Below are 25,368 nucleotides of genomic sequence, written 5' to 3'. Positions count from 1 at the left end.
AATCGTCAGCGCGGCCAGAGCCACCAGGCCAGCCCGGCGGCTGCCAGCACCCAGATGCCGATGACCAGCGCCATGCCGGCCTTGCTCGTCGGCTTGCTGCCCGTGCGCGCCATCCATTCCTCGGCCCGTACGCGGCTGCGCACGATGACCTCGGGCGGCAGCAGGCGCACCGCGAGCCAGATCAGCGCGGGCAGCAGCAGCACGTCGTCGAGGTAGCCGAGCACGGGAATGAAGTCGGGAATGAGGTCGATGGGGCTGAGCGCATAGGCCACGGTGAACCAGCACAGCGCCTTCGGCAGCCATGGCGTTGCGGGGTCGCGGCAGGCGAACCAGAGGGTGACGGCGTCGCGCTTGATGCGGCGCGCCCAGTCGCGCAGGTTCATCGTGGCCACGCGCCTCAAGCCGCGCTGCGCGGCCCGAACATGATGATGCCCATGCCGACGAAGCACACGGCCACGCCAACCCAGTCGCTGGCCGAGGGCGTCACCTTGTCCACGGCCCAGAGCCACAGGATGGCCACGCCGATGTAGACCCCGCCATAGGCCGCATACACGCGGCCGGCAGCCGTCGGGTGCAGCGAGAGCAGCCAGGCGAAGAGCGCCAGGCTCAGCGCCGCGGGCAGCAGCAGCCAGGCCGACTGGCCCTGCTTGAGCCACAGGTAGGGCAGGTAGCAGCCGACGATTTCCGCGAGCGCGGTCGCGACGAAGAGGCCGAGGGTCTTGAGCAGGTCCATGGCCGCCATTGTGGCGGCCGACCGTTGATGTCAGGGCTGTCGTCCGGGCCCGGTGCCCGGGCGCGACGAAGGCTCCCACACGTCGGGCGTGGTGGCGACCAGCGACTTGAAGTCCTTCCAAGGCCGCGCGCCCGGCACCGTGCGCCCGCCGACGATCACCACCTTGGCGTAGGCCACCATGCGCTCGCGCAGGTAGCGGCGCTCGGACTCGGGCCAGGTCTCGATGGCGTGCGGGCCGCGCGACAGCACGATCTCCTTCACGCCGCGGATGCGGTTGTAGGCGGCTACGGTGCCTTCGAGCGATTCGGCGCGGTCCCACAGGCCCTTGCCGAAGAAGGCTGCGGGCCAGCGGTCCATGCCCGCGAGCGTGGCGGAGTTCGGATAGAAAAGGATGTGGTGGTCCGCCGCCATGCCGCCCAGAAACAGGTTGCGGTCGGCCAGGTCGGGTGCGTCGGGCAGGTAGCCCGCGCCGCTGGCGAACGACGACAGCAGGATGGCCCCGCGGATGTTGCGCCAGCCGCGCGCCGGCGTGCAGTTGGGCACGGGCATGTCGAAGCTGCAGGCGGCCACGTAGTTGCGCGTCATGGCCCAGGCGGTCGACATCGAGCCGCGCGAGTAGCCGCCCAGCACCAGCGGAATCTCGCTGGCCTTCTGGCCGGCCAGCAGCCGGCCGCGCGCGGCGTTGCCTTCGAGCAATTGGCCCGCCGGCGTGAGCACCCGCAGGCCCTGGCCGTGCTCGAGCTGCGCGAGCACGCGGAACACGTCCTCGCCTTGCTCCAGCGTGTTGGTGTCGCTCACGCCGCCCGACAGGCCTTCGCCGCGCCGGTCGTAGGCCAGCACGTCGAAGCCGGCCTGGTTCAGCGCATGCAGGTTCTCGCGCCACCAGCGCTGCCCCATGGCCTCGGTGGTGCCGTTGGGGAAAGACACCGGCACGGCCTTGCCGCTGGCGCCCTCGATGCGGTAGGCCACCTCGTCCGGGTGCTGGAGGGCCGTGAGCTGCCCGCCGCCGCCCGCCGCCATGACGGCGAGGGCGCGCACCTTGCGGCCGCGCCCGTCGTCCACGCCCGCGCCTTCGAGGTACCAGCCGCGCAGCTTGATCGGGTCGGTGAGCTTCAGGTCGAGCCGCTCGAAGGTGTCGCGCGGCACGGTGAACTCGACGATGTGGGTGCGCGCGTCGGCCTCGGCAATGCCTTCGCGGTAGGGCGCCTTCGCGAAGAAGGCGGGGCGGCGGATCTGCTTCAGATCGACTGTCGGGCTGTCAGCCTCGATGCGTCCGGCCGGATCGACCGCGCCGGTCACGCGCGTGGCGCGCGCCTTGTTGGGCGGCAGCCAGCGCTGCATCTGCGCGTTCACGCGCTCGAAGCAGGCCGGCTCGGCCTTGCAGGTGCGCCAGCGCGCCTTGAGCTGGTCGTCGGTGAACGCGCCGACGTGGTAGTCGCCGCCCGCATAGTTGTTGGGCACGGGGTAGGCGCTCATGAGCACGGGCACACACACGCGTGGGCCGCCGGCGTTCACCGCGGTGCCGGCCTGCGGCAGCAGGTAGCCACCCACCCGCGCGTTGCGGTCGGCGCCGACCCAGGCCGTGCAGTCGGTGGGCGGCGGCTTGCTGGCGGCGGCCTGGCGCTGTTCGGCCGTGGTGCCGGTGGTGCAGGCGGACAGGCCCAGCAGGGCACCGAGCAGGGCGAGCGGAAGGGTGGCGCGGGAAGAACGCATGGGGCGGGAAACGCTCGCGGAATGAAGAACCATGTGATTGGAACGCAGCCGAGGCGCAAAAAGGGACCGCGCAGGACCAAGCGTGAACAAATGGATGCCGATACTGTTGCAGAAGGCGTGCCAGCGCAGCAGTTGTGAACGCCGCGTTCTGGCGCAGGAGGGGTCCTACTGCTTGTTGCCGGACACTGCCTCCCGAAGCATGGGCTGGCGCGCCATCACCTCGTCGCGCGGGCCGTGGTCGCGCACATGGCCGGCCTCCATGAGGATCACCGTGTCGAAGCGCTCGAGCAGGCTCAGCCGGTGCACCGAGGCGATCACGCAGGCCTGCGGAAACGCCGCTGCGATGCGCCCCAGCACGCGCGCCTCGGTGGCGGCGTCGAGCGCGCTGGTCGGCTCGTCGAGCAGCAGCAGCGAACTGCCTTCGGCGGCGAGCACGCCGCGCGCCAGGCACAGCCGCTGGCGCTGGCCGCCCGACAGGTTGAACCCACGTTCCGAGATCGCGCTGTCGAGGTCGCCGTGCGTGGCCTGCAGCACCTCGTCGAAGGTGCTGGTGTGCAGCGCAGCGCGCAGGCGCTCGTCGTCGCAGGGCCGACCGAAGGCCAGGTTTTCGCGCACGCTGGCTTCGAACAGCTCGGTTTCCTGCGGGATCAGCGTGGCGAGCTGGCGCAGCCGGGCCCAGTCGGTGGGCTCGCCGTCGAGCGAGAGCGTGCCGCCGTGCGGTGCATACAGGCCGGCCAGCACGCGCAGCAGCGTGCTCTTGCCGCCGCCGCTGGGGCCCACGAGCGCCACGCGCTGGCCCCGGCGCAGCGTGAGCGCCACGTCGTGCAGGCCGCTGCGCGCGGGCGCGGCCGGATCATCGGCGACGGTGACGGCGACGGCGCCGCGCGGGGCGTAGCGCCATTGCAGCTGCGCGACCTGCAGCTGCGTCCACGGCGCCTGCGCGTCGATGCGTTCGTGCGCCGGCACGGCTTCAGGCGGGGCCTCGAGCGTGGGGCTCGTCGGCGCGTGCCAGATCGGTTCGGCGCTGCTGTAGTCGGTGTGCATGCGCGCAAAGAAACTGAAGTTGGCCGCCACCGAGGTGACCACGCCCGCCGCCTGCTGCGCGTACTGGTAGATCATGAACACCGCGCCCAGCATCACGGCCTGGCCCGGCGCGCGCGCCTGCCACACATAGATGACGACCAGGCCCCAGGTCAGCGCCAACCCCATCAGGTCGACCGCGAACCACTTGCCCTCGTTGAGCACCACGGTGCGCTTGAGCGGCAGCGACACGGCCGCCATGCGACGGCGCAGCAACAGGCGCGACGCGCCCTGCAGCCGCAGGCCGATCACCGTGGAGGCGTTGCCCAGGAAGTCGAGCAGCGCGGCCACGTAGCGCCGGTCGGCGTCGTTCTCGGCGCGCGCGAGCTTCATGAGCGCGCGGTCGATGCGCACGATCACCACGCCGATCAGCACATAGCCCGCGAGCGCCGTCACGCCGCTGGTGCGCGACAGCAGCGCCAGCGCCACCAGCGGCCCGACGAAGTTGACGGCGTTGGTGAGCCAGATGAACTGGTTCTGCGCGAAGTCGGCGAGCGCGCGGCTGGCCTGGTGCACGCGGTGCTGCAGCTCGCCCGAGTGGTGGCTGTCGTGCCAGGCGAGCGGCGCGGCGGCGATGCGCGCATAGAGCTGGTCGGCCAGCGTCTCGCGCACCTTCAGGCCCACGTTGCGCTCCAGGATGCGGCCCGGCCCGTGCAGCGCCCACGCGCCGACGTACACCCCCGCGAGCGTGGCGATCCAGCGGCCCGCCGCGGGCAGGTCGCCGCGTTGCAGCGCGTTGATGGCCTGGCCGGCGAGGTAGGGCAGCGTGAGGCGGATCAGCTGCGAGCTCGCGAGCAGCGCGGTGGCGGCCAGCAGCTGCGCACGCGCGCCGGCCGCGAAGTGCCACAGCGCGGCGTAGAGCGCGCGGATGGCGCGGCCAGGGGATTCGGTGGAGGTGGTTGTCGTGTCTGTCATGCGCACATCAACCCGCCTTGCGGAAGGTGAGGTTGATGCGCTGCGCGCCGAGCCGTGCCTGCAGCGGATGCGGTGCGTCCTTGAGCGGCAGCACGCCATGAAAGCGCAGCCGGTCCACGCCGCCCCACACCACCACGTCGCCGTGCACCAGCGGAATGCGCACGGTCTTGTCGGCGCGCGCGAGCCCGCCGAACTGGAACACCGCCGGCATGCCCAGCGACACCGACACGATCGGCGCGCCGTGGTCGCGCTCGTCGCGGTCCTGGTGGAGCGAGAGGCGGCTGCCGGGCTGGTAACGGTTGACCAGGCAGGCGTCGGGCGCAAAGCCGTCGAAGCCGGCCAGCGCCGCCGCGTCGCGCGCGAGCAGTGCAAAGGCCTCGGGCATCGCGGGCCAGGGCGCGCCGCTGTCGGGGTCGACCGCGCTGTAGCGGTAGCCGCGCCGGTCGCTGGTCCAGCCGAGCGCGCCGCAGTTGGTGAGCGCGACCGACATGGTGAAGCCGCCCGGCGTGACCAGGTGGCGAAACGGCGCGCGCGCCGCCAGGCCGTCGATGGCGTCGAGCAGCGCGTCGGCGCGCGGCAGCGCAAAGCCCGGCAGCACGAAGGCGGCCGGGCCGATCGGCTCGCGCGCGGCGCGCGGCGGGGCGTCGAAGAGGTCGAACGTCATGGAGGCATTGTCGCCAGCGACAGGGGCGCTTCGGACCGTGGCCGTGGCTGCGATGCATTCAAGCTGTCACAAAGCGTCACTAGCATTCCGAGCACCAAAGCAGTACGCGGCACCGGCCCGGCGCCTGCGATTCCTCCTTCGTCACAGGACCCGGCATGTCTCGCGTTGCTCGGTCACGGTGGGTGTGTGTCTTGACCCTGATCCTCGGAATTCTGTCCCTCGCGGCCGTGTCGCATGCCGGCGAACCTGCGCCTTCGCCCGATGCGGCGGGGCGCATCGCCTTCGACCTGCCGGCCCAGCCGCTGGCCACCGCCGTGCAGGTCTACGCGCAGGCGACGGGGCAGTCCGTGTTCTTCGACGGGCAGCTCACCGCCGGCCTCGAATCCGCCGCGTTGCACGGCCTGTTCACCCCGCGCGAGGCGCTGCAGCGCCTGCTGGCCGGCACGCGGCTGGCCGCGCGCCACACCGACGCGCGCACCTTCACGCTGGTCGAGGCCGAGGTGGCGCCGCCTGTGGCCACGACGGCACCGGCCGCGCTTGCCGCTCCCGCCATGTCCCCGCGCGATGCGCGCGTGGTGCAGCAGGCGCTGGAGCGCACGCTGTGCCGCTGGCCGCATGCGCGCCCCGGCACCTACCGCGCGCTCGTGCAGCTGTGGGTCGGGCCCGGCGGCCATGTGCGGCGCACGCGGCTGCTCAGTTCCACCGGTTTGGCGCAGCGCGACGCCGCGCTCGAAGCCGCGATGAACACGCTGGTGCTCGAGCGCCCGCCCGAAGGCGAGGCCGACCAGCCGCTCACGGTGCTGCTGCTGCCGCGCACCGGCGACCGCCCCGACGTCTGCGACGCAGCGGTTTCTCCCTGAGCGCGCCGTGGAACAGGACACCCCCGGCTTCCTGCGCAGCCTGCTGACCAGCCGCTACATCGACTTCCGCAATCGGCTCCGTCGCCGCCTGGGCTCGGAAGAGCAGGCCGACGACGTGCTGCACGAGACCTGGCTGCGCGTGCAGCGCATGAGCGACCCCGGCCCGGTGCAAAGCCCCATGGCCTACCTGCTGCGCATCGCGTCGAACGTGGCGGAAGACCGGCGCATCTCCCACGGGCGGCTGCTCGACTTCGTCGAGGTCGAGGAGCTGCTGCATTTTTCGGACGACAGCCACGACCCGGCCCGCGTCTCGGAGGCACGCAGCGAAGTGCAGGCGCTGGAGCGCGCGCTCGAGGAGCTGCCGCGCCGCCGCCGCGACATCTTCATCGCCTCGCGCGTGGACGAGACGCCGCATGCCGACCTGGCGCGGCGCTACGGCGTGTCGGTGCGCATCGTCGAGCGCGAAGTGAAGGCCGCGCTGGTGCATTGCGCGGGTCGTTTGGGGCGCGATGTGATCCAAAGGTTCGGTCCCGGCGCGGGAAAACAGTCTGAGAAGACATGATGGCCGCCCCCACCCCGACCGATCGCGAACGCGCCGCGCTGGAAACGCAGGCGCACGACTGGCTCGTGCGCCTGACCTCCGGCCGCGCCACCACCGGCGACGCGCAGGATTTCCGCCGCTGGTGCGCCCGCAGCCCGCAGCACGCGCAGGCCATGGCCGAGGCGACGCGCCTGTGGGACCTGACCCGGCCCGCTGCTGAAGCGGTGGCACAACGCATGCCCGCGATGGGCACACCGTCGCGCGCGGCCATCGCCGTGTCGCGCCCGCCGGTGTTCGGTCGCCGCCAGTTCCTCGGCACCGCGCTCGCGGCCGGTGCCGCTGCCTTCGTCGTGGTGCGCCCGCCGGCCGGCCTGTGGCCCGCGCTGTCCGACATGACGGCCGACTACCGCACCGGCACTGGCGAGCAGCGCCGCGTGGTGCTGGCCGATGCGGCGGCGGTGGTCGAGATGAACACGCAGACCAGCCTCAACCTCGCGCGCGGCGCCGAGGGCGAGCCGCCCGTGCTCGACATGCTCGGCGGCGAGGCGCAGGTGCAGCTCGACGCGGCGCGCCGCGCGCCCTTCACCATGACCGTGGGCGGCGCGCGCCTCGTGGCCGCGTCGGCCAGCCGCTTCAACGTGCGCGCCACGGGCGGCGAGGTGTGCGTGACCTGCTTCGCGGGCTTGGTCGAGCTGCGCGACGGCGAGCGCGTGCTGGTGGCGGGCGAGGCGCAGCAGATCCGCTACGGCGGTCGGCGCGAGGCCGAGGTGGCGCGCGCGCCCGACCTCGCGGCGGTGGCTGCCTGGCGCGAGCGCGTGCTGGTGTTCGACGACACGCCGCTGGCGGCCGTGGTCGACGAGATCAACCGCTACCGGCCGGGCCGCCTCATCGTCACGCGCGCCGAACTCGGCCGCCGCAAGGTGCAGGCGCGGCTGCGGCTGGACGAGCTCTCGCGCGTCGAGACGCTGATCGCCGCGAGCTACGGCGCGAAGCTCACGTCGCTGCCCGCCGGCATCGTGCTGCTGGGCTAGCCGCGCTGTGTGACGCGGCTGTGAAAAAAGCGGCGCGTCGTCTTCGTTCGCAAATTCTCCCGAACTTTTGCAGCGCGCGTGTCGGTCGCATCCGGTGAGCCCGGTCTCTTCTCCAGAACGGTTTTTCTCTGGGGTATGACATGAGCAACAAGACATTCCGCCGCGCGCCGGTCGCGCACGCCGCCGCCCTCGCGCTGGCCATGGCGGGCCTGGCGGGCAATGCACAGGCGCAGCGCGCCTTCAGCGCCGCGTGGATGGCGCAGAAGAACGTGGCGCAGGGCACCGCCGTGGTCACGGGCTACCTGCCCAACGGCACGCCGGCCTCGATGCTGACGAACCCGCTGGCGCAGCAGCAGAAGGCCAACGAGCAGCTGCGCCAGTCGCTCGGCAACCTGGGCCTCGCGGCGCAGGCGATTGCCGCGCAGCAGGCCGCGCAGGCCGCCGCACGCGCCGCCGCGCTGAACGATCCCTCGGTGCCCGACGGCCTGGCCGAGGGCGGCCTGAAGGTCGACACCAATTCGCTCAGCGCCGGCTGGCTCAACGCGCGCGCGCTCAACCGCGATTCGCAGAAGCAGGTCGACGGCCGCACCGTCGTCACCGTGGAGCAGACCGGCGACAAGGCCATCCTGAACTGGGAGACCTTCAACGTCGGGCGCAACACCACGGTCGATTTCAAGCAGCAGGCCGACTGGGCTGTGCTCAATCGCGTGAACGATCCGAAGGCGCGGCCTTCGCAGATCCAGGGCCAGATCAAGGCCGACGGCACGGTGCTCATCGCCAACCGCAACGGCATCATGTTCAGCGGCACCAGCCAGACCGACACGCGCAACCTGGTGGCGGCGGCCGCCCACATCGGCGACGACCAGTTCAAGGCGCGCGGCATCTACTCGAACGACACCGCGCCGAGCTTCACCACGCGCAAGGAAGACCAGGGCAAGGTCGAGGTGCAGGCCGGCGCGCGCCTGACCACCAAGGAGCCCGGCTCCGTCACGCAGGGCGGCGGCTACGTGCTGCTGCTGGGCAAGGACGTGGCCAATGCCGGCGAGATCGCCGCGCGCAAGGGCCAGGCGCAGCTCGCGGCGGGCGACAGCTTCGTGATCCGCAAGGGCATGGGCACCGAGGCCAACGCTTTCTCGACCACGCGCGGCAACGAGATCGCGCCGCAGTTCGCGGCCGACAGCACGGCGGGCACGGTGCGCAACACCGGCCTCATCGTGGCGCGCGAAGGCGACATCACGCTGGCGGGCCGCGACGTGCGCCAGGACGGCGTGGCGCTGGCCACCTCCACCGTCGCCGTGCGCGGCACGGTGCACCTGCTGAACTCGGCCGCCGACACGCGCGGCAACGTCGCCGTCGGCCAGGGCGCGGTCACGGCCGTGCTGATCGAGGACGACGGCAAGGCCAGCGCGCTCGACAGCCAGCGCGACGCGCTCCTCAAGGAATCGGCCGCGCAGGACGCCGCGCGCGCGCTCGTGCCGCTCGCGCTCTTCGACAACCTCTCGCGGCTGTCGGACCGGCGCGACCAGTCGCGCATCGAGATCGTCTCGGGCGGCGACATCCGCTTCGAGGGCGAGTCGCTCACGCTGGCCACCGGCGGGCAGATCGCGGCCAGCGCCACGCGCCGCAGCTTCGTGGCCGACAAGGCGCGCCTGGATGTGTCGGGCGCGGTGGGCGTGGACGTGACGATGGAATCCAACAACGTCAAGGTCAACGTGCAGGGCAACGAGATGCGCGACGCCCCGCGCAACCGCGAGAGCGGCAAGCTCTTCAACAACGACGTGTGGATCGACCGGCGCAAGCTCGTGCGCGTGGCGCCCGGCGTGGGCGGCTACGAGGGCGAGCGCTGGTACGCGGCGGGCGGCCTGCTGGAGGTCGGCGGCTACCTGGGCAACCAGGGCCACGGCATCGGCGAATGGGCCGCGCAGGGCGGCACGGTGGTGCTGGGCGGCAGCGAGGTGGTCACGCAGGCGGGCTCGAAGGTCAACCTGTCGGGTGGTTCGCTCAACGTGCAGACCGGCAAGATCTACCAGACCTGGCTCAAGGGCAGCGACGGGCGCCTGTACAACCTGAACAGCGCGCCGTCGGACCTGCTGTACGACGGCGTCTACAAGGGCTTCGAGGCCGAGCACGTGCGCTGGGGCAAGGCGAACACCGACTATTTCTACAACCCGCTGATCGGGCCGCAGCGCAAGCTGGAGAACGGCTACACCGTCGGGCGCGACGCCGGCCGGCTGGTGGTGAGCGCGCCCACGGCGGTGCTCGAAGGCGACATCGTGGCCGAGGTGTTCAACGGCGCGCAGCAGACGCGCGCCCGCGACGCCGCGCTGGACGACGGCTACCGCCAGTCGCAGACGGCGGTGGCGCGCGGCGGCGTGCTGGCGTTGGGGCGCTACGGCGCACTGGGCCGCATCGACCTGTTCGACACCGATGTGCGCCTGGGCGACGTGGCACCGGTCACGCAGCAGATGGCCGCGGCCGACGCACTGGCCGACGAGCGCATCGGCACGCTGTGGCTCGACGCGGCGCACCTGAATGCGCAGCGCCTGTCGGTGCTGGACATCGGCACGCGCGGCAGCGTGACGGTCGAGAAGGCGCTCACGCTGGCCGACGGCGGGCGCATGGCCCTGCTCGGCGCGTTCATCGACATCGGCGCCGACGTCACGGTGCGCGGCGGCGCGCTGGAAGCCGGCAATGTCTTCACGTCGCCGGTGGCGGGCGCCCAGCCGCGCGTGCTGGCGAAGGACGCCGATTCGTCGCTCACCGTGCGCGACGGCGTCACGCTCGACCTGCGCGGACGCCGCGTCGACATCGGCACGGCACCTGAAGACTCGGCCACGCTCGCGGTCATCGACGGCGGCACGGTGCGCCTCGAATCGACGCACGGCGTGACGATCGGGCAGGGCAGCCTGATCGACGTGTCGTCGGGTGCGGCGCTGCTGGCCAAGGGCAAGCAGAAGGGCGGCAAGGGCGGCAACGTGACGCTGGTGGCCGACTCGGCCGCGTCGCCCACCGATGCGAAGGGGCGCCTGTCGCTCGGCGGCGAGATCCGCGGCCACGGCGTGAACGGCGGCGGCACGCTGAAGATCGAAACGGGCCACGCGCTGCTCATCGGCCCCGACCCGACGCTGTCGGACGCGACGCAGCTCGTGCTCGACGCGTCGCGCCTGCAGTCGGGCTTTTCCACCTACGACTTCAACGGCCATGCGGGCCTCACGGTCGCGCCGGGCGCGCAGCTCGACGTGCTCATGCCGGTCTATCGCATCGCGCCCGGGGCCGGTGCCGATCACGAAGCCGGCATCGCATTGCAACTGTGGACGCCGCCGCTGCTGCAGCAGGACACGGTGAACCGCCAGGTCGTGCAGCGCCAGGGCGCCGACCTCGTGCTGCGTTCGCAGCGCCGCATCACCGAAGGCGGCAACCTCGCCATCGGCGCGGGGGCGGTGGTGACGGTCGATCCGGGCCGCTCGATCCAGCTGCTCGGCGGCGGCCTGAGCAGCTTCGTGGTCGATGGCCGGCTCAACGCCTGGGGCGGGCGCATCGCCATCGACATCGAGGCGCCGGCCTTCAACTCGCCGCTGAGCACGTCGCTGCAGCCGCACAACCGCTCGGTGTGGATCGGCGAGGGCGCGGTGCTCGACGTGGCGGCGCGCGCGCAGACCGGTGTCGACGACGACGGCCGCCGCTACGGCACGGTGCGCAACGGCGGCACCATCGCCATCGGCGGCGCGCTCGACTGGGAGGCCAAGGGCGCGGCCAACGCGCCCGACCTCGCGATCGTCATCCGCCCCGGCGCGCTGCTCGATGCCTCGGGCAGCCATGCGCGCATCGACGTGCCGGCCGTGGGCGGCCTGTGGCGCGAACTCGACGTGGCCAGCGACGGCGGCAGCATCGTGCTCAAGTCGGCGCACAGCCTGTACCTCGACGGCACGCTGCGCGCCCACGCGGGCGGCGCGAATGCGGCGGGCGGCACGCTCGCGGTGGCGCTCGAGGCGCCGGTGTTCTCGAAGATCTACACCGTCGACGACGCGGTGCGGCAGGCGCGCGAGCTGGTGATCTCGCAGGCGCAGCAGCCCAGCGGATTGCCGGCCACCCTCAAGCCGGGCCATGCCGATGCGGCGCTGGCCTACGGCAAGGGGCGCCTGAGCGCGGACCAGGTGCGCGACGGCGGCTTCGGCAACCTCTCGCTGCTGGTCAACGGCCTGCTGAGCTTCGACGGCCACGTCGACCTCACGACCGCGCAGAGCTTGCGCCTGTACGCCGGCAGCTTCGCGCTGGCCGACAGCGCGGCCACCGATTCGAGCGTGCGGCTTGCCTCGTCCTACCTGCGGCTGGCCGGCGTGACCGGTGCGCCGAAGCAGGACAACGAGGTGATCTACACCACCACCTGGCGCCACGGCGCATCGACCCGCGCGAGCGAGGCCACCTTCACGGCCGAGGCTGACCTGATCGACATCCGCGACCGCGTGGGCTTCGGCGCGCACGGCGAGATCGCCATGAAGACCGGCCCCGCGCAGGTGGTGGACCGCCGCGGCTTCGACGCCGTGAGCATGACCAGCCGCGGCGACCTGCGCCTGCTGGGCGGCACGCCCACGCTCGGCCTGCTCGGCGCGACCACGACCGAGCTGGCGACGCTGGGCGACCTCACGCTCACCGCCGCGCAGATCTACCCCGCCACCGGAGCCAACGCGCAGATCCGCGCGGGCTACGACGAGGGCCGCGTGCTCGACATCCGCCGCCAGGTCGAGGGCGACGTGGCGATGCCGCAGTCGGCATTCGGCACCCTGGCGCTCGGCGGCGGCACGGTGCGCCAGGGCGGCATCGTGCGCGCGCCGCTGGGCAACCTCATCGTGGGGCAGGACGGGCGCAGCACCTTCGAGGCGCGCGCCAGCGTGGTCGACCTGCTGCCGGGCAGCATCACCTCGGTCAGCGGCGCCGGCCTGCTCATGCCCTACGGCGGCACGACCGACGGCATCGGCTACAGCGTGGCCGGCGCGCCCATCGACAAGCGCGCCATCGGCAGCAGCGGCATCCTGCTCACGGGCGACAGCGTGGTCGGGCACCAGGGTGCGCTGCTCGACCTGTCGGGCGGCGGCGAGCTCACGGGCGCGGGCTTCGTGAGCGGTCGCGGCGGTTCGGTGGACGTGCTGCGCACGCCGCTGGCCAATGCCAATCCGGCCAACACCTTCAGCAAGGCGGGCAACGGCGTGTACGCCATCGTGCCGGGCTTCCAGGGCGGCTACGCGCCGGTGTCGCCCGACGCCGGCGCGGGCGAGCCGGCCATCGGCCGGCAGGTCACGCTCGATCACGACGTGGGTGGGCTCAAGGCCGGCACCTACACGCTGCTGCCTTCGACCTACGCACTGCTGCCCGGTGCCTTCCGTGTGGAAGTGGGGGCGCAAAGCGCGCTGCCCGCGACGCCGCTGCCGGCCGGCTATGGCTCGTACGTGGCGAGCGGCTACCTCGGCGTGGCGAACACGGCGGTGAAGTCGTCGCTGGCCAGCCAGCTGGTCGTCACGCCGGCGGCGCTGGTGAAGCAGCACGCCAGCTACAACGAGATGGGCTACGACGCCTTCGTGGTGGCCGACGCGGCACGCCGCGGCGGCGTGCGCGGCGAGATCGCGTCCGATGCCCGCAACCTGCTGCTGGACTACTTCTATTCCAAGCCGAAGGACGGCGTGTCGATGCTGCAGTTCGACGGCACGGCGCTGTTCAATCCGGCGGCCGGCAGCGCGGGCTTCGGCGGCACGTTGTCGGCGAAGGGCATCGCCATCGAGGTGACGGCGCCGGGCGCGCAGCGCACGGCCGGGTTCACGGGCGCGTCGCTGCAGGCCGACCAGCTCAACGCCTTCGGCGCGCCACGGATGATCCTGGGCGGCCAGATCGATCTGCCGTATGCCGACAACTACGCAACCTTCAAGTCGAACACCGGCCATGTCGTCGTGCGCAGCGGCGCGACCTTGCGCGGCGCGGAAATCTTCCTCGTGGCCGGCGGCTACGGCGACGGCATCCAGGTGGAGCAGGGCGCGTCGCTGAACACGCTGGGCGCCGGTGCGCCGGCCTACGATTCCACCGACGGCGTGGTGTTCTCGGCGGGTCTGGGCGGGGTGCTGGGCCTGTCGAACGGCTGGATCAACCTGCTGCCGCCCGTCGCCGGAGGGATACCCGCCACGGTCCAGATCGGCGCGTGCCCCAGCGGCGCCTGCACCGGCCACACCACGCTGTACGGCGAGGGCACGCTGGCCGTGGCCACCAACCGCTCGTTCACGATGGCCGACAACGTGCGCTACGGCGCAAAGAACCTGCTGCTGGCGGTGTCCGCGGTCAACCTGGGCAGCGACGCGGCGCTGCAGCAGGCGGCCGCCAACGGCCAGCTGCCGTCGGGCCTGTCGATGAACCAGGGCATCCTGGCGAACCTGCTGGCCGGCAACAAGGGCGAAGGCGTGCCCGCGGTCGAGACGCTGGTGCTGAACGCGCGCGAGTCGGTGAACATCTACGGCGCGGTGTCGCTGGACACGCTCGACGCCGCCACCGGCGTGTCGTCCATCGAACGGCTGGTGCTGGGCACGCCCGCCATCTACGGCTACGGCGGCGCGGGCGACACCGCGAAGATCACGACCGGCGAATTCATCTGGACCGGCCTCACGCCGCGCCCGCCCGGCAACGACGAGATCTTTCCCGGTGGGAACGCACCGGGCGGCGCCATCGGCAGCCTGCTGGGCCACGGCACGCTCGACGTGTCGGCCGCGCGCATCGTGCTGGGCCACGCGCCCAACACGCAACCCGACGCGGGCTTCTCGGCAGACCGCCTGGCGCTGGGCTTCGGCACGGTCAACCTGAACGCGAGCGAGCGCATCACCGCCAACGGCAAGGGCACGCTGGCCGTGTACCACCAGCAGGGCGCGTACGTGACGGGCAAGGGCTATGACTTCACGGGCGGCCAGCTGAACCTGCGCACCCCGCTGCTCACCGGCGAGGCCGGCTCGAACAACCGCATCACGGCGGGCGGCGACATCGGGGTGAGCGCACCGGCAGGCGCGCAGCCGGCCGGCGATGCGGCGCTGGGCGCGCAGCTGGCGCTCACGGGCCGCAACATCACCATCGACGGCACGGTAGGCCTGCCCTCGGGCAAGCTGCAGCTCACGGCCAGCGGCGACGTGACGCTTGGCGCCGAGTCGCGCATCGACCTCGCGGGCCGCGCCGTGAAGTTCTTCGAGCAGACGCGCTACAGCCGCGGCGGCGACCTGGAGGTGACGAGCTCGGCCGGCAACATCGCGCAGGCGGCGGGCTCGGTGATCGACCTGTCGGCCACGCACAACCGCGGCGGCACGCTGCAGGCGACGGCGCTGGGCGCCGGCGCGGGCCGCATCGACCTGGGCGGACGCATCCTCGGCACCGCGAGCGGCACGTATGACGCGGGCGGCACCATCGTGCCCTACGACGCGGCCGAGATCAGCGTGCGCGGCCAGACCGTGGCCGACTTCGCGGGCCTGAACACGCGCCTGAACGAAGGCGGCGTGACGGGCGCGCGGCGCTTCCAGATCAAGCAGGGCGACCTCGCCATCGGCGACGAAGTGAAGGCGCGCGTGGTCGAGGTCACGCTCGACGGCGGCAGCCTCACGGTGAACGGCCGCATCGACGCCAGCGGCTTCCAGGTGGGCGCGATCCGCCTCGCCGCCAAGGGCGACCTCACGGTGAACGGCACGCTCGACGCGCACGCCACCGGCCTGCGCGTGGACAGCTACGGCAAGATCATCGACAGCCCGAACCGCGCCATCGTCGACCTCACGAGCACGCACGGCACGCTGACGCTGGGCGGCGGCGCGGCCATCGACCTGCGTGCCGGCACGGCCGTGGGCGCGGCGCAGGGCAACGACGGCATCGCGCGCGGCACGCTCGCACTGAACGCGCCGCGGCGCGGCGACAACGATGTGGCGGTGAACGTCGGCGGCACGCCCGCGATCCAGGGCGCGAAGAGCATCTCGGTCAACGCCTTCCGCACCTACAGCGACGCACCGCTGGCGAGCGCGCCCGACGTCACGGGCCACGTGCCGCAGCTCATCACGCAGAAGTACCTCGACGAGATCGACGGCCACAGCAGCGCCTTCATCGACAAGGCGCTGGCCAACACCTCGCTCTCGGCGCGCCTGGCGGGCCTGGGCAGCTACCACCTGCGCCCCGGCGTGGAGATCGTCAGCAGCACCGGCGAGGGCGACCTCAGCGTGGTCGGCGACATCGACCTCTCGGGCTACCGCTACGGCCCCGGCGCGAACCGCACCGACCCGGCGCGGCGCGGCTTCGGCGAGCCCGGCGTGCTGGTGATCCGCGCGGGCGGCAACCTCAACGTGTACGGCAGCATCAACGACGGCTTCGCGCCGCCGCCGGCCACGCCCGACGACAAGGGCTGGTACCTCACCGAGCAGCGCACCAAGTTCGGCACGCCGTTCACGCCCGACGGCGGCGACATCGTCGTGCCGATCGACGGCGTGGTGCTCGACAAGGGCACCGTGTTCCCGAAAGACGCGCTGCTCAACTACGACGTGCCCGCCGAAGCCATGGCGCTGCCGGCCGGCACGGTGCTGCCCGTGACCGTGACCTTGGGCGCGGCCTACACGCTGCCCGCCGGCACGGTGCTGCGCGCCAACGTCTACAACGCCGACGGCAGCGTGCGCCTGAAGGCCGGCACGGTGCTGGGCGAGGCCGTGGTGCTGGACAGCGGCATGAAGCTGGGCGCTGGCACCGCGCTGCGCGCCGAGGCCAGCGTGCAGGCGATGGTGTGGCCCAAGGGCGTGCGCCTGCCGGTCGCGATGAAGGCCGACGGCACCATCGCGCTGGCGCGCGGTGCGGTGATTCCGTCGCTGACCGATGTGCAGCTGCCGAACGACGCGGCCGTCAACCTGCGGCCCGAAGTCGACGGCGTGCAGGGCCGCAACTGGGCCGTGGCGCCGATGCTGGGGCAGGGCGCGACGAGCTGGAGCCTGCAACTCACGGCCGGCGCCGACCTGGACTCGGCCGACCGCCGCGCGGTCGACCCGGCCAAGCACGGCGCGCTCATCCTGGCCGACAGCCACGCGATGTACAACGTCAAGCTCACGCCGGGCGGCAGCGGCTTCCTGTGGGGGCCGAACGGGCCCATGTGGGGCCACGACGAGGGAACGCCGATGGACCCGCTGGATTTCGAGGCGGGCTACTGCGACTGGGGCGGTGAGGGCACCTGCGTTGTCGACCCGGCGCGCCTTTCCTACTTCTGGGGCCCCAACGGCGACGACTGGGACCCGAGCTTCGTCGAGGGCACGCCGGTGCTGCCCGAATACGTCACCATCTGCGAGTGGGGGCCGGGCATCTGCACGACGGTCATCAACCCCGTCAAGGACGTCACCAAGTACACGCCGCTGTCGCCGATGTTCAGCGTGCTGCGCACCGGCACGGGCGACCTGGGCCTGGCGGCGGCCGGCAACTTCGTCATGGAGTCGCCGTTCGGCGTCTACACGGCCGGCACGCGCTCGGCGCCGCTGCTCGACGCCAACGGGCTCGACCCCTTCAACCTCGCACGCGGCAAGGCCGTCGGCGGCTCGGTGATCGGCCCGCAGACGGCGGACTACAGCGCCGCGCTCGCGGCCTACCAGGCCTGGTACCCCGAGCAGGGCGGCAACCTCGACATCACGGTGGGCGGCAACGTCGTCGGCGACGTCTGGGGTCATTTCGGGGGCGAGCGCGGACAGGCGCCGAGCGCCGCGGTGGGCAGCTGGCTGTGGCGCCAGGGCTCGGGCACGGCCCTGCCCGGCAGCGACCGCATCGCGACGTCGTGGTGGATCAACTTCGGCACCTACGCGCTGCCGGCCGGTGCGCAGGTCAGCACCGACAGCAGCCCCGAGCCCTTCCTGGTGGGCTTCACCGGCATGGGCACGCTGGGCGGCGGCAACCTCACGCTGCGCGCGGGCGGCGACGCGGGCCTCACCACGCGGCTGGGCAACGGCCAGGTCTGGCAGCGCAGCGAGGCCATCGTGGCGGCGGTCGGCAGCACGGGCCGCGTCGACGCGAACGGGCAACTGACGCTCACCGGCGGCGGCGACCTGCAGCTGCGCATCGGCGGCGTGGTCAATCCGAACCTGGCCGCGGCGCAGTACGGCAGCTCTGGCACCAATACGCAGTACCAGGACCTCAACGGCGCCCTGGTCAACCTGCGCGGCGCGGCCACCGTGTCGGCCTCCGCCATCGGCGGCGTCGAGGTGCGCTACCGCAAGTACGCGTTCTCGCTGCCGGGCCAGGAGGGCGATGTGAAGGACACGCGCCCCATCGACCCCTTCACCCCGACCATCGGCGTCGGCAATGCCGGCATCGTGCTCGTGCCGGGCGACTCGGCGATGTACCTGGACACGCCGGGCGACCTGGTGCTCACCAGCGTGGCCGACGCGGGCCGCGCGCGGGTGCCGAACAGCTCGGCATTCAAGCTGGGCGGCACCGAGTACGGCATCGGCCAGGGCTGGTTCACGCTGTGGACCGACCGCACCGCGATCAACCTGTTCAGCGCGGGCGGCAACCTCACGCCCGGCACCGACCTGGCGAACCGGGAGGCCGCCGGCCGGTACCTGGGCAGCATCAACATGAGCGACAACGTCACGGTCTATCCGTCGATCCTGCGCGCGACGGCGGCCTCGGGCAGCCTGTACTTCGGCTTCTCGGCCACGCCCGCCACGCAGGCGCCCGGCCGTGCGCTGGTGCTCGCGCCGTCGCCGTCGGGCGCGCTCGAGTTCCTGGCGGGCAACTCGCTGTTCGGCGGCGGCTATCCGGTGGGGATGTCGGGCGCGGTCACGCCGCTGCCCACGCCCTGGGCGCCCGCCTTCGTGGGCTACAACTCGCGCCAGCAGCCGGTGGTCTACAACACCAGCCCGGAGGGCTCGATGGTCGGATCGCCCGGCGTGCCGAACTACGGGGTGGTCGACAACCACCCTCTGTTCGCCTTCGGACCGGACACGCTGGGCGCCCGCGCGCTGCACGCAGCCGATGCGCCGCCCTCGCTGTTCTACGCCGTGCGCGGCGACATCCTGGGCCTGGCCAGTGGCACGGCGCGCAAGGTGCAGGCCAGCGGCGAACCCGCGCCCGAGACCTGGTACCGCTCGGCCGCGCCGGCACGCATCCGCGCCGGGCGCGACATCGTCGGCACCGAGGCGCTGATCGTGAACAACGACCCGCGCGACGTGTCGCTGGTGCAGGCCGGGCGCGACATCCTGTACGCGAACCTGCAGGTGGCGGGCCCCGGCACGCTGGAGGTGTCGGCCGGCCGCCACATCACGCAGGACGACCGCGCCAGCGTGGTGAGCCGTGGTGCGCTGGCCGAGGGCGACACGCGCCCCGGCGCAAGCATCGCGATGATGGCCGGCATGGGCCCGATGGGCGTGGGCGGGCCGGACTTCTCGGCCATTGCCGACCGCTACCTCGACCCCGCGAAGCGCGCCGAGTCGGGCCCCGGCCAGTCGCTGGCGAGCCAGCCGGGCCGCGTGGTGAAGACCTACGACGCCGAGCTGGCCGCATGGCTCAAGGAACGCTACGGCTTCGTGGCCACCAGCGCCGACGCGAAGGACCCGGGCAGCGCGCTCGCGTACTTCAAGGCGCTGGCGCCCGAGCAGCAGCGCGTGTTCCTGCGCAGCGTGTACTTCGCCGAGCTGCGCGCCGGGGGCCGCGAGTACAACGACGTGGACGGCCCGCGCTACGGCAGCTACCTGCGCGGGCGCGGCATGATCGCCACGCTGTTCCCCGACCTCGACGCGGCGGGCCAGGAGATCGTGCGCACCGGCGACATCATCCTGTACGGCCCCTCGGGCGTGCACACCGACTTCGGCGGCGACATCCAGATGCTCGCGCCGGGCGGGCAGATCGTGGTGGGCGTGCAGGGCGCGGTGCCGCCGGGCAGCGCGGGCGTGATCACGCAGGGCATGGGCCACATCCAGCTGTTCAGCGAAGGCAGCCTGCTGCTGGGCCTGTCGCGCGTGATGACCACCTTCGGCGGCGACGTGCTGGCCTGGTCGGAGCAGGGCGACATCAACGCGGGCCGGGGTTCCAAGACCACGCTGGTCTACACGCCGCCCAAGCGCGTGTACGACAACATCGGCAACGTGAAGCTGTCGTCGCAGGTGCCCAGCTCGGGCGCCGGCCTGGCCACCTTGGCGCCCATCGCCGAAGTGCCGGCGGGCGACATGGACCTGATCGCGCCGCTGGGCACCATCGACGCGGGCGAGGCCGGCATCCGCGTGTCGGGCAACGTGAACCTCGCGGCCCTGCAGGTGGTGAACGCGGCCAACATCCAGGTCAAGGGCGAGTCGGCCGGCCTGCCGGTGGTGGCCTCGGTGAACGTGGGCGCGCTCACCAACGCCAGCGCGGCGGCCTCGCAGGCGGTGGGCGCGGCGCAGGAGGCGATGCAGCGCGAACGCGCGGCGGCGCGCCAGGCGCTGCCGTCGGTGTTCTCGGTGCGCGTGCTGGGCTTCGGCAACGAGCCTGCCGACGGTGCCGCGGCGCCGTCCGATGCGGGCCGCGCCGCGGCGCGCCCGGTGGGCTACGACGCGCACAGCCCGGTGCAGGTGCTGGGGCGCGGGCCGCTGGGCGATGCGCAGAAGACCAAGCTCACGGCGCAGGAGCGGCGTCTGCTGGGGCAGTGAGAGGGAAGGGCGGCAGATGAAATTTTTGTGACAAACGACATTCCGGGGCGCGCAGTTCCGTCTTTGTCTCAGAGCTTTCGTGACTGTCCGATGCCCCCTCTGCTGCTGTCTTCTGCCGGCCCCCGCCCGCGCCCGTGGGCGTCGTTCCTGCTGGCCACGGCGTTCGCCGCCCTGGCCGGCGCGGCGCATGGCGCGCCGCCCGAGGCCAACGCCAGCGGCGTGTTCCTCAACGCCGCCGGCGACGTGCTGACCGCGCGCCATGCGGTGGCGGACTGCCGTTCGCTGTTCGCCCTCAAGGACGCGCAGGTGGCGCAGGCCCGGGTGATCGCCGAGAGCGCCGAGCTCGACGTCGCGGTGCTGCGCACCACCCTCACGCCGTACCTGCACGCCACGCTCGCGGCGGACGCGCGCGCGCCGGCCCCGGGCAGCGTGGGCGTGTTCACCGAGGCCTACGCGGTGCTGCAGCGCATGCCCGATCGCGCGGCGTTGCTCAGCAACGCCATGACCGTGCCCGGCGTGGACGGCCTGCAGCTGCTGTCGGGCGTGCAACCCGGCGCCAGCGGCAGCGCGGTGCTGGGCGCCGACGGCCTGCTGCTCGGCGTGGTGGTCGAGCGTGTCGCCGCCGCGCCGCATGCGTCGGGCATGGTGCTCAGCCGCGCGGCCTCGGCCGCGGGCGTGGCGGGCGGCGTGACGCGGGTGCGCGCGGTGCCGGCGGCGCGCCTGCGCGACTTCCTGGACGCCCACGGCATCGCCTACACGCACAGCCGCGAACCGCAGCTCGGCCCGCAGCAGTCGCCCGCCGCGCGGGCCTCGACCCTGTCGGTCGGCGTGCTGTGCGGCTGAGCGTCCTTCTTCGACTTTTCATTGGAATTCCCATGACCTTTTCTTCCGGCAAGACCCGCGGCTGGCGCCGCCTGCGCCTGGCGCTCGGCGGGCTCGGCCTCGGGCTGTCCGCCGCCGCCGCGCCCCTGGCCGCATCGGCGCAGGCCCAGCCGCAGGTGCCGCAGCACTGGATCAGCTACGCCAACCTCGCCAGCAATCAGCTGCAGTCGTCGCTCAGCGATCCGGCCAGCGACACCGTGGTGCGGCTGCACACGTGGATGCAGGAACGCATGCTGAAGGAAGGCCAGCCCGTGCCGCCCGCGCCGGTGGTGGTGCGCGTGTGGGTCGCGGGCAGCGGCAAGGTCGAGCGCGTGGCCTTCGATTCGCTGGGCGATGCGCAGGCCGACACCGACCTGCGCGCGCTGCTCACCGCGCAGCCGCTGGCCGAGCCGCCGCCGCGCGACATGCGCCAGCCGATGGTGCTGCAACTCACGCTGAGCTTTGTCGCGCGCACCTGACCGATCGCGCCGCCTTTGCGTGGCGCTGCTGGGCCTGGCGGCTGCAGTGCCGCTGCACGCCGCCATGCCGTGGCCCGTGCCGGGGCTCGCGGCGCTGGTGAAGGCCTTCGGGCCGGCCGTGGTCCACATCGGCGTGGAGCGGCCGTCGGCGCCGGCGCGCCGCTTCAGCGACCGCTGGCTGCTGCGCGCGCCGCCGGCCGAGGCCGACGAGAGCAGCCTGGGCAGCGGCTTCCTCGTGAGCGCCGACGGGCTCATCCTCACCAACGCGCACGTCGTCGCGCACGGCACGCAGATCCGCGTGAAGCTGCCCGACCGGCGCGAGTTCCGGGCGCGGCTCATCGGCCTCGACGCACTGGCCGACGTGGCCTTGTTGAAAATCGACGCGACCGGCTTGCCCACGGTGCGCATCGGCGATCCGGCGGACGTGGAGCCCGGCGACGGCGTGGCCGCCATCGGCTCGCCCTACGGCTTCGGCAACTCGGTGACGGCCGGCATCGTCAGCGCCAAGGGGCGGCTGCTGCCGGGCGCGGAGTCGATGCAGTTTTTGCAGACCGACGTGCCGATCAACCCCGGCAACTCGGGCGGGCCGCTGTTCAACCTGCGTGGCGAGGTGATCGGCATCAACTCGCGCATCTACAGCCGCAGCGGCGGCTACCAGGGGCTGTCGTTCGCCATTCCCATCGACGCCGCCATGCGCATCAAGGACCAGCTGCTGGCCACCGGCACCGTCACGCGCGGGCGCATCGGCGTGTCCGTGCAGGAGGTGGGGCAGGCGCTGGCCGACACCTTCCGCCTGCCGCGTCCGGCCGGCGCGCTGGTCACCGATGTGGAGCCGCGCGGTGCGGCGGCGCGCGGCGGGCTGAAGACCGGCGACGTGATCTTGTCGGTGCAGGGCCGCGAGGTGGTGCAGGCGGCCGACGCGCTGGGCTTCATCGCCGAGCAGGTGCCGGGGCAGCGCGCACGCCTCATGGTGTGGCGCGACCGCGCCGAGCACGTGGTCGAGGTGAAGGTGGAGGGCTACGACACGCCGCGCCTGCAAGGCGATGCGGCGGCGGCGGCCTCGGTGCCCTCGCGCCTGGGCTTCGCGGTGCGCCCGCTGGCGCCGGCCGAGCGGCAGTTCCTGCGCGTGGAGGGCGGGCTGCTGGTGCAGCGCGTGAACGTGGCGGCGTCGCGCGCGGGCGTGCAGCCGGGCGACGTCATCCTGGCGCTCAACGGCCAGCCGATCGACAGCGCCGAAGCCCTGGCCCAGGCGCTGGAAGGAGCCGACGGCACGGCGGCGTTGCTGGTGCAGCGCGCGGGGGCGCGGATCTTCGTGCCGATCTGCGCGCAGGCCGGGTCGCCGAAGTGCTGAGAAGGCCTCGCGCTGACCGGCCAAGTCATCCGAACGTCATGCAGCGAACCTAGCATCCGCTTCGACATGCCCCCCGGGCCGTGGCTTTCGCCGGGCGTATCGAACTCATGCGGCATGCACCTCCTTCTTTTCCTCTCGTCTCCCTGGTTGGCATCGCGCTGGTCGCCTGCATGACCGGGCCGTGGATGAGCGCCCGCGCGCAGTCCGACGCGGCGCCGCTTCGGCCGCAGGCCGCGCGCATCGCCTTCGACATCGCGGCCCAGCCGCTGGCCGCGGCGCTGGAGCAGTACGGCCGCGCGACCGGGCTGCCCGTGTTCTTCGATGCCGAACGCGTGGCCGGACGTCACGCCGCGCCCGTGCATGGCCTGTTCGATGCGCAGGCCGCCCTCGATGCGCTGCTCGCGGGCACGGGCCTGGTCGCCGACGACGCCGGTGTGGGGGCCACGACCGCCTTCGTGCTCCGGCTCGCGCCGGCTGTGCCCGCACCGGCACGACCGGCTGATGCGGCGCAGGCGGCGCCCGCCGCCGTTCACCGCGGCTACGACGGGCTGGTCCAGACCCGCGTCTGGGAAGCCCTGTGCGCCCACCCGCGCGCAGCGCCGGGCGGCTACCGCGCGGCGATGCGTTTCGTGATCGACGGCACCGGCCGCATCGCCCATGCCTTCCTGCTGCACACCAGCGGTGAGCGCGCGCGCGACGACGCCATCCTCGACACCCTGCGGCAGCTGCGCATCGACCGCGCGCCGCCGCCGGACATGGCGCAGCCGCTCACGATGCTGATCCTGCCGCGCTCGCAGACGCCCGGGCTCGAGTGCCCGGTGCGGCACTGACGCCATCGCCATGCCCGAGAACGCGCTGCCCGCGTTGCGCGACTTCCTGGTCGCGCGCTACGACGAGCTCAAGCAGCGGCTTGCGCGGCGGCTCGGTAACGCCGAGCGCGCCGGTGACGCGCTGCAGGACACCTGGCTGCGCCTGGAAAGCCGCGACGACATCGACGGCGTGCACGACCCCGCCGCCTACCTGCTGCGCGTGGCCGTCAACCTGGCCTACGACCAGGTCGCGAAGCAGGGGCGCCTGGCCACGTCCGACGAGATCGAGGCGCTGCTCGACGAAACGCCCGACCCCGCGCCGGGGCCCGCGCAGATCGCGCAGGACCGCGCGGAGCTGGCCACGCTGCGCGCGCTCATCGAGCGGCTGCCGCCACGGCGCCGGCAGGTGCTGGTGATGGTGCGCTGGCAGCACCTGCCGCAGCGCGAGGTGGCGGCGCGGCTCGGCATCTCGCTGCGCACGGTGGAGAAGGAACTCAAGGAGGCGCATGACCACATCGCCGCCCGCATGGGCCGCGCGGACCGTATGCCGCAAGGGAGGGAGCCGCATGAAAAATAAAGTGCGGTTCACCGCGTCGAGAGCCGTCTCATGGGTATGCGACATCTTTCAGCGCGCACGGGTTGAAGCCCCGATGACCCCGCCCGATGCACACGCCCAGGCCTTGCGCGAAGCGCAGGCCTGGCTGCGCCGGCTGTCGTCCGGTGCGGCCACGCAGCACGACGTCGAGGGCTTTCGCCGCTGGCGCGACGGCAACCCGCTGCACCAGCCCGCGCTGGCGCAGGCCCGACGCTTGTGGCAAGCGCTCGACCCGGCCATCGGCGGCATGCCGGCCGAAGTCCAGCGAGCTCCCGTGCTGTCGGCGCGGCCGGTGGCCGCGCGCCGCGCGTTCCTCGGCGCGGCGGTGGGCGCGGCCGGCGCCGCGGGCGTGGCGGTGGTCTCTCCGCCGCTGGGCCTGTGGCCGTCGCTCGGCGAGTGGAACGCCGACTACCGCACGGCCACCGGCGAGCAGCGCGCGGTGCAGGTGGCCGAAGGCGTCGACCTGGTGCTCAACACGCAGACCAGCGTGCAGCGTCGCAGCGTCGAGGGCCGCGTCGTCGGCATCGACCTGATCGCGGGCGAGGCGGCCCTCGACCTGGTGGCCGGGCCGCAGCCCTTCGGCGTCGTGGCGGGCGCAGCCCGCAGCGAGGCGCAGGCCGGCCGCTTCGAGGTGCGCTACCTTGCGGGCCGGGGCTGCGTGACCTGCCTCGAAGGGCGCGTGCGCGTCACGCACGCGAGGGGCACGCGCGATCTGCAGGCCGGCGAGCAGGTGCTGTACGACGCGGGTTCGCTCGGGCCGGTGGCGGCTGTGGCCACCCGCGAGGCCTCGGCCTGGCGCAGCGGCGTGCTGGTGTTCCGGCAGACGCCGCTGGCGCACGTGATCGAGGAGATCAACCGCTATCGGCCGGGCCGCGTGGTGTTGCTGGCGCAGCGCCTGGCCGGTCGCGAAGTCAGCGGGCGTTTCGCCATCGCTTCGCTCGACACGGTGCTGGTGCAGATCCAGCGCTCGTACGACCTCGAGGCGCGCGCGCTGCCGGGCGGCGTGCTGCTGCTTAGCTGATGAATGTGACAACCTGATTGGCCCTCGCGTGCGCTCAGGATTGGTCCAGAAACTTAGCGGTTTTG

15 protein-coding genes are annotated in these 25,368 nt (G+C 72.7%); 10 read left to right on the top strand and 5 right to left on the bottom strand.

Translation table 11 applies throughout. The features are described from left to right. Positions 1 to 5: 5 nt before the first annotated feature. The 5 genes from AC1RAA_RS07890 to alkB all read right to left on the bottom strand — a co-directional run bounded on the left by AC1RAA_RS07890 (position 6) and on the right by alkB (position 5,105). Positions 6 to 383 carry a YkvA family protein gene (locus tag AC1RAA_RS07890; RefSeq protein WP_492728343.1) on the bottom strand — a complete coding sequence of 126 codons (378 nt, stop codon included), beginning with the start codon at positions 381 to 383 and terminating at the stop codon, positions 6 to 8. Positions 384 to 397: 14 nt separating this feature from the next. Then, positions 398 to 733: a YnfA family protein gene (locus AC1RAA_RS07885; RefSeq protein WP_095947269.1), complete on the bottom strand. Its 336-nt coding sequence runs from the start codon at positions 731 to 733 to the stop codon at positions 398 to 400. A gap of 30 nt (positions 734 to 763) precedes the next feature. After that, positions 764 to 2,446, bottom strand: a complete 1,683-nt coding sequence (locus AC1RAA_RS07880) for an alpha/beta fold hydrolase (protein ID WP_492727531.1) — start codon at positions 2,444 to 2,446, stop codon at positions 764 to 766. Between the two features lie 165 nt (positions 2,447 to 2,611). Continuing rightward, the gene (locus AC1RAA_RS07875) at positions 2,612 to 4,441 is read right to left on the bottom strand and encodes an ABC transporter ATP-binding protein (protein ID WP_492727530.1); all 1,830 of its coding nucleotides are present in this window, start codon (positions 4,439 to 4,441) and stop codon (positions 2,612 to 2,614) included. A 7-nt stretch (positions 4,442 to 4,448) separates the two neighbouring features. Continuing rightward, the gene (gene alkB / locus AC1RAA_RS07870; protein WP_492727529.1) at positions 4,449 to 5,105 is read right to left on the bottom strand and encodes a DNA oxidative demethylase AlkB; all 657 of its coding nucleotides are present in this window, start codon (positions 5,103 to 5,105) and stop codon (positions 4,449 to 4,451) included. Positions 5,106 to 5,296: 191 nt separating this feature from the next. Between alkB and AC1RAA_RS07865 the strand changes: the two genes are divergently transcribed. From AC1RAA_RS07865 to AC1RAA_RS07820, 10 genes are all read left to right on the top strand, one after another. Further along, entirely contained in the window at positions 5,297 to 5,965 is a 669-nt protein-coding gene (locus tag AC1RAA_RS07865) for an STN domain-containing protein (RefSeq protein WP_492727528.1), read from the top strand. A 7-nt stretch (positions 5,966 to 5,972) separates the two neighbouring features. Then, on the top strand, positions 5,973 to 6,527 hold the full coding sequence (locus tag AC1RAA_RS07860) for an RNA polymerase sigma factor (protein WP_070061142.1): 555 nt from the start codon (positions 5,973 to 5,975) through the stop codon (positions 6,525 to 6,527). Beyond that, positions 6,527 to 7,537 (top strand): FecR family protein, encoded by a 1,011-nt coding sequence (locus AC1RAA_RS07855; RefSeq protein WP_492727527.1) that lies wholly within the window; start codon positions 6,527 to 6,529, stop codon positions 7,535 to 7,537. The genes AC1RAA_RS07860 and AC1RAA_RS07855 overlap by 1 nt, the downstream gene beginning before the upstream one ends. A 140-nt stretch (positions 7,538 to 7,677) precedes the next feature. Next, positions 7,678 to 20,187 (top strand): filamentous hemagglutinin family protein, encoded by a 12,510-nt coding sequence (locus tag AC1RAA_RS07850; RefSeq protein ID WP_492727526.1) that lies wholly within the window; start codon positions 7,678 to 7,680, stop codon positions 20,185 to 20,187. A gap of 90 nt (positions 20,188 to 20,277) precedes the next feature. Further along, entirely contained in the window at positions 20,278 to 21,030 is a 753-nt protein-coding gene (locus tag AC1RAA_RS07845; protein WP_492727525.1) for a S1 family peptidase, read from the top strand. 32 nt (positions 21,031 to 21,062) lie between these two features. Next, positions 21,063 to 21,527 carry a YbaB/EbfC family DNA-binding protein gene (locus AC1RAA_RS07840; protein WP_492727524.1) on the top strand — a complete coding sequence of 155 codons (465 nt, stop codon included), beginning with the start codon at positions 21,063 to 21,065 and terminating at the stop codon, positions 21,525 to 21,527. A gap of 19 nt (positions 21,528 to 21,546) precedes the next feature. Then, positions 21,547 to 22,878, top strand: coding sequence for a trypsin-like peptidase domain-containing protein (locus AC1RAA_RS07835; RefSeq protein WP_492696799.1), 1,332 nt, complete (start codon positions 21,547 to 21,549; stop codon positions 22,876 to 22,878). Between the two features lie 185 nt (positions 22,879 to 23,063). After that, complete coding sequence (locus tag AC1RAA_RS07830; protein ID WP_492740544.1) at positions 23,064 to 23,708, top strand: TonB C-terminal domain-containing protein; 645 nt, start codon at positions 23,064 to 23,066, stop codon at positions 23,706 to 23,708. 10 nt (positions 23,709 to 23,718) lie between these two features. Beyond that, positions 23,719 to 24,264: an RNA polymerase sigma factor gene (locus AC1RAA_RS07825; RefSeq protein WP_390343183.1), complete on the top strand. Its 546-nt coding sequence runs from the start codon at positions 23,719 to 23,721 to the stop codon at positions 24,262 to 24,264. A 73-nt stretch (positions 24,265 to 24,337) separates the two neighbouring features. After that, positions 24,338 to 25,303, top strand: coding sequence for a FecR family protein (locus AC1RAA_RS07820; RefSeq protein ID WP_492727522.1), 966 nt, complete (start codon positions 24,338 to 24,340; stop codon positions 25,301 to 25,303). The last annotated feature ends 65 nt before the right edge of the window (positions 25,304 to 25,368 follow it).

It is taken from the genome of Variovorax sp. GW823-FHT04F07 (assembly GCF_058795995.1).
This window is presented reverse-complemented; position numbering and strand designations above follow the sequence as displayed.